Below are 13,082 nucleotides of genomic sequence, written 5' to 3'. Positions count from 1 at the left end.
CTGAACCTCTATGAAAGAAGAAAATCGTCGGCAGTTTATTCGGCAATCGGTAACCGCTACTGCTGGTTTAATGGCCTTGCCTACGCTGGCAAATACGGTCTCTAGAGCCAAACCAACGCCTGCTAAAACCTGGGACAATCCGCGACTGAAATTCTCAGTGATTGGCATTAATCACTCCCACATTTACGGGCAGGTAGAAGCGGTGATTCGTGGGGGTGGACAACTGGTTTCTTTTTACTCGAAAGAAGCGGATTTAGCCGCAGCCTTTGCCAAACGTTATCCGCAGGCTAAGCAGGCAGCAAGTGAGAAGGAAGTACTCGATGATCAATCAACGCAACTGATCCTTAGTTCCATTATTCCTGATCAACGAGGTCCTCTGGGCGTTCGCGTGATGGAAGCCGGAAAAGACTATATGGTGGATAAACCGGGCATTACCAGTCTGGATCAGCTAGCGGAAGTACGCCGGGTGCAGAAGAAAACGAAGCGTATTTTTTCAATCATGTTTAGCGAGCGTTTTGAAAACAAAGCGACCGTTAAAGCGGGAGATTTAGTAAAAGAGGGAGCCATTGGTAAAGTGGTACAGACGATTGGACTGGGCCCTCACCGCATTAGTTTGATGAGTCGCCCGGACTGGTTTTTTGACCGCAAACGCTACGGTGGAATCATTTGTGATATTGCCTCTCACCAATGCGATCAATTCTTGTTTTTTACCGGATCGACTAAAGCTGAAGTGGTAGCTTCGCAAACGGGGAATGTTCATTTTGCAAAATACCCTGATTTCGAGGATTTTGGAGATTTAATGGTTCGCGGGGACGGTGGTACGGGTTATATCCGGGTAGACTGGTTTACGCCCGACGGACTAAAAACCTGGGGCGATGGCCGTCTTACCATTCTGGGTACGGATGGCTATATCGAAATCCGTAAGAACATTGATATTGCCGGGCGAGAAGGGGGGAATCACCTGTTTTTGGTGAACCAGAAAGAAACCCGTTATATCGATTGCAGCCAGATGGACTTGCCCTTTGGGAAGTTACTGGTTGATGATGTCATCAACCGCACAGAAACGGCCATGCCGCAGGAGCACTGTTTTCTGGCCACAGAGCTAGCCTTAAAAGCCCAACAGAAAGCTTATAAACTAAATTTTAATAAAGCATAATTGTATAAAGATCATTACGCAATGGTTGCCAGCGAAAAAGCTGGCAACTTTTTTATGGAGCATATCCAATCTTTTGGGGTGCTTATTCTGTAGCTTGCTGTTGAGAAGAGGGATATGTAACATTCTGTCATTCAGATTAATGAAAGAACTAGCTCGTCTAGTCCTCGTTTCAAAATACAACTAGCAATTATTACATGAGGTAGAGACGCGATTAATCACGTCTGGGTAAGAGGCGTTTTTTAATACTGGTTAATTCTTTTCATCTCCCGGCCAGACGCGATGAAGTCGCGTCTCTACCTTAGGAAAACGTTCTTATTACTCTCTCGCAGTCGCTCGGCTCTACCGAGTGACGAAATAGATAAATAGGCCTTCTGGCCGATAGGATTGAAAAATACTTGGATGTAGCAAACTATCTAGCTTACTTCTATTGTCTTTGGGGAGACGGCCAGAGGCCTACAGCCAAGTCGTCACTCGGCAGAGCCGAGCGACTGCAATAGAGTTACTACACCAAGTAGAGACGCGATGAAGTCGCGTCTCTACCTAGGAAAACGTTTTTATGCTATTCTGGATTTGGAAACCTTCACGATCTTTTATCTATTCTAAACGTATTCTTCTTAAAGGTTTCGAACACTCCTGATTACAAATTCTTTAGAGAAGGCTTTTAGAATAGTAATTCCAACAAATGCTCAGGGGTAAAAAAATAAGGCTGCCGCTTGTGTATCTTTCGCAATAAGAACATCTCAGCAAATCTTCATGAATCCTGTATTCCCGACCTTAGGATTAGACCATTTTCAGGAAAATGAACGGAACGAGGTGCGTTTACTGGACCATCTGACTCATGGAAAAAACACGATTACGGTTCCTCACAAGCACGATTTCTTTCTGTTCTTCCTGGTAGAGGAAAGTTCGGGAACGCATACGATTGATTTTGTTGATTATCCCGTCGCTAACCAGCAAATTCATATTCTCTTGCCCGGTCAGGTACACCATTGGCAGTTAGCGGATGATACGAAAGGGTATCAGTTAATGATGAGTCAGGCTTTGGTGCAGACGTTTACGGATTACCTGCAGTTTTCACCTCTGTTAGCCACGCCAATTATTGAATTAGATGAAAAGGCGTATCCTCTATTTCGGCAGGAATTTGATCAATTATCAGCAGAATTATTACTTGCCCTACCTGATTGGACATTAATTGGTTTACGTTGCCGAATTATCGCTCGGTTAATCAGTCGGGAGCTGGAGCGAAATCAGGCCTTTCCTTCAAAGGCTTCTCCGATATTGGTAAATTACTTACAGTTACTCGAAGAGAATTATAAAATTGAAAAGTTAGTAACCTTCTACGCCGACCGTCTTCACATTACTCCTAATTATTTAACCATTCTCTGTAAAAAACACCTCAACCTTTCGGCAGGAGAGCTGATTCATAACCGATTACTGTTGGAAGCCAAACGTTTATTACAAATTACAGATCGGTCAGTTAAGGAAATTTCTTACGAATTAGGTTTCGAAGATTTGGCGTATTTTTCCAATTTCTTTAAAAAACATACAGGTATATCTCCCCGTACTTTTCGAGAGCAGTTATAATATTTACAAGTTATTATGATTTTTTTATAACAAGTCTCTTTGGCGTCGCTTCTACTTTTGCAGCTTCAAATAATATCCAAGATGCTTACTCGCAAAGCTTTTCTTCAACAAACCCTCGGAGTTATGGGAGCTGGATTAGTAACCAATGCCTGGGCAGCGGATTCGGTCCATCAGAAACCGGAAAAGGCTCAGATTATTCTAAAAAACGTTCGTCTGGAAACAGGATTTGAACGCGATGATCTGGAAGTGACCCGGACGAAAACAGATTTATTTGTTCTGGTGATCGAAGAAGGAAAGATTAAAGCCATTCAACCTAATCGGGATGTTGATGGAGCCATTGATGTTAAAGGTTGTTTGCTGTTACCCGCCACGAAAGATATGCACATTCACCTCGATAAAACCTATTACGGCGGTGAATGGAAAGCTCGTTCCAAGCGGCAAAAGTCAGTGAAGGATATGATTGCACTGGAGGAGAAAATCCTGCCGGGTATGCTGAAAACCTCTACGGAACGGGCCGAAAAATTAATTGAATTATTACAATCCAAAGGCTCTGATTTTGCCCGGAGTCATGTGAATATCGAACCCGCTTCACAGCTTAATTCGCTCAAAAATCTTCAGAAAGCCCTTGAGCATCAGAAGGAAGGTTTCTCAGCGGAACTCGTAGCTTTCCCGCAACATGGTCTTTCCAGATCTGAAGGGTTAATGAAGGAAGCGGCCCAGATGGACATTGATTTCATTGGCGGTCTTGATCCGTTTAGCATTGACGGTAGCGTTGAAAAACCTATTGATTTTACGGTTCAACTTGCTTTGGATTATCAAAAAGGCATTGACATTCACCTGCACGAATCGGGCGAAAGTGGCCTAAAAACGGTTCAGTATCTCATTAAAAAGGTAACTGAAAATCCGGTTTTAAAGGGTAAAACCTTTCTAAGCCACTGCTTTATTCTGGGAAAACTGGAAGGAAAACAACTCGAAGAAATCGCCCAGCAGTTAGCGGAAGCTCAGATTGGGATCATTTCAACGATTCCTTTTGGAAAGGTAATCATGCCCATTCCTACGCTACATCAGCACGGCGTATCCGTCATGACAGGTACGGATAGCGTAGTCGATCACTGGAATCCTTTCGGTACGGGAAGTATGATTCAAAAGGCCAATCTGATGGCTCAGTTGTATGGCTATTCCAGCGAGTTAGAGCTTTCCAGATGCTTGGGCATTGCCACGGGTAATGTTCTTCCTTTGGATGAATCTGGTCAACAACAATGGCCAAAAGCAGGGGATAAAGCCAGTTTTAATTTGGTGGAAGCCAGTTGTTCAGCGGAAGCAGTAGCTCGTAATTCAGCCGTGAAGGCTTTGTATCATGAAGGGAAATGTGTGTACAAAGATTAATTGTCAACGTTCCGAACGTTGACAATTAACTCTATTGCAGTCGCTCGGCTCTGCCGAGTGACTGCATAGCGGTAGGCCTCTGGCCGGCCTCAACCAACAAGTTATCTTTAAAGCAAACGCCCCAACTCAACATTACTTTGCAGAAGATCGGCCAGAGGCCTCTGGTTATGGCGTCACTCGGCAGAGCCGAGCGACTGCGGGGAGAAACGATTAGAAACTAATTACCAGAAAATAAAGTGTTGGAATGACAGGTATAATAGGAGCGTTATTTTTCTACCAATTGCGTAAATAACCTCGACAGTGTTTCGTTCGCATCCTGACAGAATCCGGTGTGTAAAGGAGAGGTTTGCAGAATTGTACTCCGATTAGCCGCCAGCCAGCGAAAACGGGAGGCAATGGGTAACTGACCAATGACGCCGCCTTCTTTTTTTCCCGCACAAACTTTTTCAAAGGCCCGTAATCGTTCGTACAATTCTCCTATATTTATTTTGGAATAAAGGGCTGATAATCGGCTTTCGTCGAGCATGAATTTGGTTTGAAGAAAGCCTTGCTTCGGGCAGTATAAAATAACGCCGACGTTCATAAATTCTTCCCGTTCCACGCGTGGGACTACGCGAATCACGGCGTACTCAAATAAGTGCTTTTCTTGCATTTTCTGCTTCTTTGACGAAAATTTCCGACGCGGCGAGTCGCGTTTGTAAAAATTGAATGTAGACCTGTCGTTGCTCTTCGGGCGTTCCCAGCGAAGGATCGACAAGTAACCAGTCGTCGGGAATCAGATGTATGATGGCTTCAATGCGTTCAGGAGTCAAGATGGAACGGAATGAGCGATCTACCTCGGCTAGTTGTGAGGCCTGGGGCAATAATACGTGGTCTTTCACCTGCACAAAAGGACGGATGCTCTGGGCTTGCCAGTTATCCCAGTTATGATGAAAGTAAAGCGAAGCTCCGTGGTCAATGAGCCAGAGCTCCCGGTGCCACATGAGCATATTCGTATTACGGGCGGTGCGGTCTACGTTGGTAATCAGGCAGTCAAACCAAACAATCTGAGAGGCCAGTAAGGGCTCTACCGTCGTAACGAGGGCATCAAAAGTAATGGCTCCCGAGAGGTAATGCAGGGCCAGATTTAGCCCGCCGCTGGTGCGTAACAAATCCTGAATTTCCTCGTCAGGCTCGGTGCGACTCATGTCCGGGTCAAGTTCGCTGAAGACGAGCTCAGGAATTTTAAAACCTAGAAAACGAGCCAGTTCGCCACCAATCAACTCCGCAATAAGAGCTTTAATCCCCTGCCCGGCTCCTCTGAATTTCTGGACGTAAAGAAAACCGTCATCGGCTTCGACAATGGCTGGCAAAGAACCGCCCTCCCGCAAAGGAGTGACGTAACGGGTTACCTGCACCGTTCGCAGTTCATTATGGATATTGTTCACAGGCTTAATCGACTTATAAAAACTGATAATTATGAAATAACTGCCGGACGAAGGTACGTGGTAAATCTACGTCATGCTGTAAAAAAATACCCCCAGTTGTTGGACCAGGGGTATTTTTGCAGAGAATAAAGCAAACCTATTTAACGGTTTTTATTCCCATATTCTCGAACATAAAAGCCCACTTATCCGCCTGTTCTTCAATGATTTTGGCAGTCGGTTTCCCAGCTCCATGTCCGGCAGAAGTTTCAATGCGAATGAGCACTGGATTGGTTCCCTGGTGTTTTTCCTGTAAGGTAGCTGCAAACTTAAAGCTATGAGCGGGCACTACCCGGTCGTCATGGTCGGCTGTGGTTACCATCGTGGCCGGATACGCCGTTCCTGCTTTCAATTGATGCAGTGGCGAATAGCGATACAGGTTCTCAAAGCTTTCCTTCGACTGAGCACTGGAACCATACTCAACCACCCAACCCCAGCCTACCGTAAACTGGTGAAAGCGAAGCATATCCATTACTCCCACGGCGGGAAAAGCTACTTTGAAAAGATCAGGACGCTGCGTCATTACCGCTCCCACTAACAAACCACCGTTGGACCCCCCTGAAATGGCCAGCCGTTCTTTGCTGGTGTATTTTTCTTTTTCTAGATACTCCGCCGCCGCAATGAAATCGTCGAATACGTTCTGTTTTTTCTCCAGCATACCACCCTTGTGCCAGCTTTCACCGTATTCGCCACCCCCGCGAAGGTTAGCCTGAGCGTAGATGCCGCCATTTTCCAGTAAAATAATATTGGAAGTACTAAACGCCGGAGTCAAACTCACGTTAAAGCCCCCGTAGGCATACAGTAGGGTAGGGGCGGTGCCGTCTAGTTTCAGCCCTTTTTTGTAAGTCAGAAACATGGGGACTTTCGTGCCATCCTTACTTGGAAAAAAGACCTGTTTCGTCTCGTAGTCAGCCGGATTGAATTTTACTTCCGACTTGCGGAATAGCTCTGATTTACCCGTAGCAATGGTGTACTTGAAGATGGTTGACGGGTATAAAAACGAAGTGAATACATAGAAAATCTCCTTATCGTCTTTATTACCACCCCAGCCGCTCGAACTGCCCAGGCCGGGTAACTCGACGGAATGGTCAAGCTTCCCATTTTTTAAATCATATTGAAAAATCCGATCTGACGCGTCTTTGAGGTAATTGACAAACAACTTGCCCCCGCCAGTACCCGCCGATTCGAGTTTTTCGGGTTTTTCTGCGACAAAATCCTGTTGCTGTTTCGTCGACGGATCAACCAGGACAATGCGATAATTCGGAGCTTTTTCATTGGTATGTACGAGTAATTTGCCGCCGATGTTATCAATCACAGAATAGTTATGATCGAAACCTTTAAAAAGAAGGGTGAAATCTTTTTGGCCTTTACTTAAATCCTTCACCCAAATCTCCGAACCGTCGGTTCCTTCCGAGCTATTAATGATCAGAAAGCGATCATCTTCCGTGGTTTGAGCAAAGAAATACCGTAAGGGATGTTCCTTATCTTCAAATACTAGCTGATCTTCTGATTGGGCCGTGCCTAATCGGTGGTAATAGATTTTATGGAACCGATTGGCCGCCGAAAGTTCTTCTCCTGACTTGGGTTCGTCGTAGCGACTGTAATAAAAGCCATCTTTATACCAGGCCGCACCACTGAATTTGAGCCAGTTCAGTTGATCTTTTGTCTTTTTACGGGTCGCAATCTCCATCACTTCCATTTCCTGCCAGTCCGATCCCGCCCGGTTGATGCTCAGAGCCGCGTACTTATGATCGTGGGAAAAACCCGCAAAACCCGCCGTTACCGTTCCGTCGGTTGACAGTTTGTTCGGGTCAAGAAATACTTCAGGCTGAGAGGTTAACCCTTTCTGGTAGTAAATGACTGCCTGATTTTGCAGACCATCGTTTTTGGAGAAAAAGTAATAGGAACCTATGCGAAAGGGAGCTCCGTATTTAGGGTAATTCCAGAGAGCTTCCAGTCGTTTTTTAATCGTATGACGGAAAGGAATTTTTTCCAGGTACTGCGTAGTAAGCCGGTTTTGTTCAACAACCCAGGCTTTGGTAGCGGCAGAAGTGTCGTTCTCAAGCCAGCGGTACGGATCAGCCACAGAAGTGCCAAAGTACTGATCACGAACAGTGTCGTCTTTTCTGGTTTTCGGATAATTTAGGGATTGTGACATACAGGTACTTGCGTAGGCGAGGCCTAGCGATAAAAGCCAATAGGAATGTCTCATGGGTTATGAACACATGGAAAATGATCGATCAGGTAAATATAAACGTCTTCGGAGATTATAGGTTAAGACAGGCGGTTTCTTCCAGCAAGTACATAGCTTTTCCCGCTGCCAGCTTTTTCGCTGGCAGCCCACAAGCCTAACGTAATGCTGCCAGCGAAAAAGCTGGCAGCGGCAGGAAAGAACGTCCTGAAAGTTTTGAACATTCGGGATGTAGTAATAGAAAAGACCAAAGCTCCTCCCGCAGTCGCTCGGCTCTGCCGAGTGACCCGGTAGCGGTAGGCCTCTGGCCGTCTGACGAAAAACAATGAGCAGGTAACCAAAGTGCTTACTTAACTCAAAGAATATCCAGAGGGTTGGCTTCCAATTCGTCGTGAATCAGAACGATTATGAAGGGTTACATTCGTTTGAAAAGGTTTGAAGGTGTTTTACAATGAAGGCATTACGATGAACCCAACAACTCCAGAGAAGTTAAACACGAATAGCCCCAGGTGATAACTCTAGGAAACCTCATAAATCCGCGATGCCAACGTAGACGACTCATAATTCTGACTCACTCACTTAACATCACTAAAATTATGCGATTGTATTCTATATTTTTTATTAAATTTGTAGAATACAATCGCAATAATTAATGATTAAGCGACTTTTAGAAGCTCAATTGGATGCCCGTTGGGGAACGGGGAAAGCCCTGGTCGTTTTGGGACCACGGCAGGTAGGAAAAACAACTTTGCTAAAGAAACTTTGCGAAGAAAGAGGTTCCTACATACTGCTTAACGCCGATGAAGCCGATGTGCGTAGCCAGTTAGAGAATGCCAATGTCAGTCGATTAAAGCAAATACTGGGGTCTAATAAAATCGTCTTCATCGATGAGGCTCAACGCATTCAGAATATCGGGTTAACGCTGAAATTATTAACGGATCAATTGCCCGAACGGCAGTTACTGGTTAGCGGATCATCCTCACTCGAACTTGCTAATCAGATCAATGAACCGCTGACCGGACGAAAATGGGAATTTCGGATGTTCCCCATTTCCTGGGCCGAGCTAACGAATTCGGCGGGTTACCTGGAAGCCCATCGACAACTGGAAACGCGGTTACTCTACGGCATGTATCCCGATGTAGTGACGAGCCTGGGGGACGAACGGGCTGTTTTGCAGCAACTCAGTACGAGTTACCTCTACAAAGACCTATTGACTTTCGGTGGTATTCGTCGGCCCGAAATACTGGATAAATTGCTGGTTGCTCTGGCTTTGCAGGTAGGCTCAGAAGTATCTTATAACGAACTTTCTCAGCTACTACAAATCGACCGGGCGACGGTGGAGAGTTACATTAGTCTACTGGAGAAAGCATTCATTATTTTCCGACTTCAGCCGCTTAGCCGAAACCTTCGCAATGAGATTAATAGCAGCCGCAAGATATATTTTTATGATAATGGCATTCGGAATGCTATTCTGGCTGATTTCAAGCCACTAAACTTACGCGGTGATGTGGGAGCTTTGTGGGAAAATTTTCTGGTAAGCGAACGTCAGAAACATCTGCATTATACCCAGCAATGGACTCGGAATTACTTCTGGCGAACCTATCAGCAGCAGGAAATTGATTACGTCGAAGAACAGGACGGAAGTTTTCGGGCGTATGAATTTAAATGGAACCCTAAAGCAAAAGCCCGTTTTTCAAGCACCTTTCTGGAAAGTTATAAACCCGAAACGGCTGACGTAATTAGTCGGGAAAACTTCGATGCTTTTGTCGGAATTGTTTAATCCATAACTCCAAAAGATTCATCGTACTTTTCATTAAGAACGTATAGAAAACAGCGTACTAGATCCTGCTTCAAAAAAGATATCAAACAAATACAAGGTCCTGACGTTTTAGGACAGAAAGGTTCCGCTTACTAAAAAAGTAAAAACAATTCTTTGACCGTTTTATAAATAAACAGTCTTTAAACTAATTACTTGTTCTAGCTTTGAAAGTGGGACTTATAATAAGTTCGATTTTTAATAAACGTCAGTACGTATTTCATGAAAAACAAATTTACGGGCCTTATCTTTTTGATGTGGGTTTTCGCTCTTCCTGGTTATGCCCAGTGGTCGGTGGGAATCGAAGGCGGTTACAATCAAAATGCTCTCTACACCAATGTGGGTGCTCTGTCTTTTACCAAGTATGTCCCGCAGAATGGCTTCTCCGTCGGAATTCCCGTTCAGTATAAAGTTAAAGATTGGTTTTCCATTCAGGCCGATCCGCAGTTTATCCAAAAAAATTACGAGCTAAAGCGGACGCAGTTTTTTGAAGGAATTTATCAGAAGAACATCAATTCGTACGTTCAACTCCCATTAATGGGCCGCTTTACTTTTGGGGGCGAAAAGCTCAAAGGATTTCTTAATCTTGGAGGTTATGCTTCTTACTGGAGCATGGGTCGGATCAAAGGTGTACAGGCTAATATTTTTTCTGACATCGAATCAAGCTCGGATACCCAGGAATATGACCGTTACCTGGAACTGAAGAACGGCTATTCTTACAACGAACCCTACACCTTTGACGAACGCAAAGATAACCGTCTGGAGCTGGGTTGGCTGACTGGCGTTGGCGTGAGTTATCAGTATAAAAAGTATCAGTTCTTTGTGGAAGGGCGTTATTACCAGTCCATTACCGATCAGCAGAAAAACTATATGATTAATCAGATTCCGCGGTATAATCAGACGTACACGGCTCAGATTGGTTGTTTGTATCAGTTTGCTAAAAAGCCTAAAAAATCCACTTCATCCAATTAGTGACTTCTGCTCTTTATGAGTTATCATATCTCGTAAATAGCTTATCATAAGATAGTTATGAAACTTATTTATTCGTTAATAGCCGCCCTGCTGGTGATGGGCGTTGTCTCTTGCCAGAAAGAACTGCCCGACCTGGAGCAACCTGAACAGTATGTGGTAGGCAGTTTCAGCGAGGAGTTTGAAGCCTTCTGGAATGGCATGAACAGCAACTATGTATTCTGGGACATTGATCCTACGGATTGGGATGCCATTTATAGAAAGTATAAACCTCTTTTTGCCCAGCTTAACATTAATAAAGATACCGACATCCGTAAGGCTTATACCTATTACCGTGAAATGACGGCTAATCTGGTTGACTCTCATTACGCCTTGGTTCCGAGTAATAATGCTTTACTGGATTCGGCCACGATTAGTCCGGCTTACAAGCGAATTCAGAAGCGTCCGGATTTTCACCCCGGCATTTCCGAGCGATATTACTACAATTACGTTTATCCTTATTACCTGGGTAGCAATGGGTTAAGAACTATAGATAGCACGGCGGGTACGGTCATGGTTTCGGGTAAAATCAGTAATAGTATTTTATACTTCCACTTCTCAGAATTCAATCTCAAGGATCGTTTTGAAAACGGAAAACTAGCAGAACGTCAGGTCCTGCAATACTTCTTCAATGCCCTGAATGACAATTCACTTACCGGAGTCATTCTAGATCTTCGGGGCAATGGAGGCGGTAATCTTTCGGATTTGAATTTCCTGATGGGAGCCTTTACCGATAAAGCCTATACCTTCGGAGCGACCCGTTCGAAAGGCGGCCCCGGTCGATTGGACTATACGCCCTGGATTGATGCGAAAGTAACGCCCAAAACAGGGGCAAAGTTATTCACCAAGCCCGTAGTGGTTATTACCGATCAATATTCAGTAAGTATGGCTGAAATTACGGCGATGGCGGTCAAAGCTCTTCCGAATGGGAATGGTCGCGTTGTTGGTGAACGAACCTGGGGAGCTAACGGGCCTCTAACATCCAAAGTTTTTTACAACGGCGGACAATTCTCAACGGCCTTATTTGACCTCGTATATACCTCTTCCCAGATGTTACGCTACAAAGATGGAGTGATTTACGAAGGTGTGGGATTTCCGCCGGATATCACCGCTACTCTGAACGTACCCTCGTTTCAGTCGGGTAGGGACAATCAATTGGAGCGGGCTATTTCGGCTGTCATGCAATAGAGATAAAGATAGCCTATTCAAAACGCCTTCAGGCCCCAAATGGCGGAAAAGCGGAACGACACTACAAAATGTAAGCTAACAGTCAGGTGCTTTCCTCTACTAATCTGTTGACAGTAGAGAATTTATAATCTAAATAGCTTCAACGTGGGCCGGGAACCCATACCAATTCCCGTTGAGTTTACGTTATGGCTTTTAGTTAATACAAATTTATTGGAACACCTTTAGCTTTATAATCCTCTACTGACTCGATTCGGTAGAGGATTTTTGTTTGTATATACCCAATTACCTATTTTTCTGCGTACGCTTTTAGTACCGACGACAATATACAGGTAAGCGTTTTTATACTTGCAAAAAGTTACCGAGTCTGTACCATCAGTGCTCCCCGTGAATAGAAACGATTGATAGTATACGTTTAATTAAAAGCAGTTTTATTTAATTCAATCCAATACCGATAGATCTGATCCCAAATAAGTACAAGACCATCCTGGGTGCTTGGCTTGGTAATGTAGCTGTTTGCTCCCTGTAGGTAAGCTTCTTTTACCGTTTCTTCGCCCTGTGAAGTAGTCAGAAACAGAACAGGAATATGAAGCCACTGTTGCATGGAACGAAGCCTCTCAAGTAGCTCCAGTCCGTTCATTCGAGGCATGTTAATATCAGTGATAATCATCTGGGGAGACAAATCCCTGAGTATTTCCAGAGCATGCTGCCCATCATGAGCAAAGATTAGCTCACAGGGATGATCCGACTTTTCTACCACTGACTGGAGAAATTCGCGGTCATCTTCATCATCTTCAACAACTAATAATAACGGAGAATTGGACATGAACGGGTTAACAATTTGATAAACGCTGCGATACAACATGATCCAAATTCCGGGAGCCAGGAGACAGATTCAACGTAGCGAACAATGATTTAGATTAGGTATCTGATTGTTATCTAAAATACGATAATAATGAAAAATAAGTTTTCTATAGGTATAAAATGAAAATTTAGTTATAGATAATAATCTGATAGTGAAGGAAATAGGATTCAATGATTAAGTAAATAACCTGTAATCAATGACTTACATGCATTAAGATGAATTCAGCTCGGGTAGCTTACTAATACACATTAGCAAGAGAGTACAGTTTCTGTTTACGCCTATACTTAACTTTGGATTAGTACAATAACTACTAAAGATTTATAATGGATCACGGTCAATGGTTGAAGGAAATGCAAGAGCGTATAGGATAATTACTTAACATAATCAAAGTTATAGAGCAGATTATATACTCCTAGAAGAACTTGACA

10 protein-coding genes are annotated in these 13,082 nt (G+C 44.1%); 6 read left to right on the top strand and 4 right to left on the bottom strand.

Annotated features, from left to right (window positions below):
* The first annotated feature begins 10 nt into the window (after nt 1–10).
* From QE390_RS20510 to QE390_RS20500, 3 genes are all read left to right on the top strand, one after another.
* Entirely contained in the window at nt 11–1,156 is a 1,146-nt protein-coding gene (locus QE390_RS20510; protein WP_307143593.1) for a Gfo/Idh/MocA family protein, read from the top strand.
* 753 nt (nt 1,157–1,909) lie between these two features.
* Complete coding sequence (locus QE390_RS20505) at nt 1,910–2,740, top strand: AraC family transcriptional regulator (RefSeq protein WP_307143592.1); 831 nt, start codon at nt 1,910–1,912, stop codon at nt 2,738–2,740.
* An 81-nt stretch (nt 2,741–2,821) separates the two neighbouring features.
* Nucleotides 2,822–4,126, top strand: a complete 1,305-nt coding sequence (locus QE390_RS20500; RefSeq protein ID WP_307143591.1) for an amidohydrolase — start codon at nt 2,822–2,824, stop codon at nt 4,124–4,126.
* A gap of 265 nt (nt 4,127–4,391) precedes the next feature.
* Here the strand turns inward: QE390_RS20500 and QE390_RS20495 are convergent, their stop codons facing one another.
* The 3 genes from QE390_RS20495 to QE390_RS20485 form a co-directional block, all read right to left on the bottom strand.
* The gene (locus QE390_RS20495; RefSeq protein ID WP_307143590.1) at nt 4,392–4,778 is read right to left on the bottom strand and encodes a DUF3037 domain-containing protein; all 387 of its coding nucleotides are present in this window, start codon (nt 4,776–4,778) and stop codon (nt 4,392–4,394) included.
* Nucleotides 4,756–5,553: a HipA family kinase gene (locus QE390_RS20490; protein WP_307143589.1), complete on the bottom strand. Its 798-nt coding sequence runs from the start codon at nt 5,551–5,553 to the stop codon at nt 4,756–4,758. Before QE390_RS20490 ends, QE390_RS20495 begins: the two co-directional genes overlap by 23 nt.
* 136 nt (nt 5,554–5,689) lie before the next feature.
* Entirely contained in the window at nt 5,690–7,747 is a 2,058-nt protein-coding gene (locus tag QE390_RS20485) for a prolyl oligopeptidase family protein (RefSeq protein ID WP_307143588.1), read from the bottom strand.
* Between the two features lie 685 nt (nt 7,748–8,432).
* Here QE390_RS20485 and QE390_RS20480 point away from each other — a divergent pair.
* The 3 genes from QE390_RS20480 to QE390_RS20470 all read left to right on the top strand — a co-directional run bounded on the left by QE390_RS20480 (nt 8,433) and on the right by QE390_RS20470 (nt 11,792).
* Complete coding sequence (locus QE390_RS20480) at nt 8,433–9,560, top strand: ATP-binding protein (protein ID WP_307143587.1); 1,128 nt, start codon at nt 8,433–8,435, stop codon at nt 9,558–9,560.
* 258 nt (nt 9,561–9,818) lie between these two features.
* Nucleotides 9,819–10,568, top strand: a complete 750-nt coding sequence (locus tag QE390_RS20475) for a porin family protein (RefSeq protein WP_307143586.1) — start codon at nt 9,819–9,821, stop codon at nt 10,566–10,568.
* Nucleotides 10,569–10,625: 57 nt separating this feature from the next.
* A complete protein-coding gene (locus QE390_RS20470) occupies nt 10,626–11,792 on the top strand; it encodes a S41 family peptidase (RefSeq protein ID WP_307143585.1) in 1,167 nt (388 codons plus the stop codon).
* 412 nt (nt 11,793–12,204) lie between these two features.
* On the opposite strand, the gene QE390_RS20465 is transcribed toward QE390_RS20470, so the two are convergent.
* A complete protein-coding gene (locus QE390_RS20465; RefSeq protein WP_307143584.1) occupies nt 12,205–12,615 on the bottom strand; it encodes a response regulator in 411 nt (136 codons plus the stop codon).
* Nucleotides 12,616–13,082 lie beyond the last annotated feature (467 nt).

It is taken from the genome of Siphonobacter sp. SORGH_AS_1065 (assembly GCF_030818595.1).
In the GTDB taxonomy this organism is placed as follows: Bacteria; Bacteroidota; Bacteroidia; order Cytophagales; family Spirosomataceae; genus Siphonobacter.
Note: the sequence above shows the minus strand (reverse complement) of the source record. Positions and strands in the feature narration are given on the sequence as shown.

What these genes read in the sequence shown, in the direction of transcription:
- QE390_RS20500 (WP_307143591.1), top strand. Translation starts at nt 2,822, where the DNA reads ATGCTTACTCGCAAAGCTTTTCTTCAACAAACCCTCGGAGTTATGGGA.
- QE390_RS20505 (WP_307143592.1), top strand. Translation starts at nt 1,910, where the DNA reads ATGAATCCTGTATTCCCGACCTTAGGATTAGACCATTTTCAGGAAAAT.
- QE390_RS20475 (WP_307143586.1), top strand. Translation starts at nt 9,819, where the DNA reads ATGAAAAACAAATTTACGGGCCTTATCTTTTTGATGTGGGTTTTCGCT.
- QE390_RS20485 (WP_307143588.1), bottom strand. Translation starts at nt 7,747, where the DNA reads ATGTCACAATCCCTAAATTATCCGAAAACCAGAAAAGACGACACTGTT.
- QE390_RS20495 (WP_307143590.1), bottom strand. Translation starts at nt 4,778, where the DNA reads ATGCAAGAAAAGCACTTATTTGAGTACGCCGTGATTCGCGTAGTCCCA.
- QE390_RS20470 (WP_307143585.1), top strand. Translation starts at nt 10,626, where the DNA reads ATGAAACTTATTTATTCGTTAATAGCCGCCCTGCTGGTGATGGGCGTT.
- QE390_RS20480 (WP_307143587.1), top strand. Translation starts at nt 8,433, where the DNA reads ATGATTAAGCGACTTTTAGAAGCTCAATTGGATGCCCGTTGGGGAACG.
- QE390_RS20510 (WP_307143593.1), top strand. Translation starts at nt 11, where the DNA reads ATGAAAGAAGAAAATCGTCGGCAGTTTATTCGGCAATCGGTAACCGCT.
- QE390_RS20465 (WP_307143584.1), bottom strand. Translation starts at nt 12,615, where the DNA reads ATGTCCAATTCTCCGTTATTATTAGTTGTTGAAGATGATGAAGATGAC.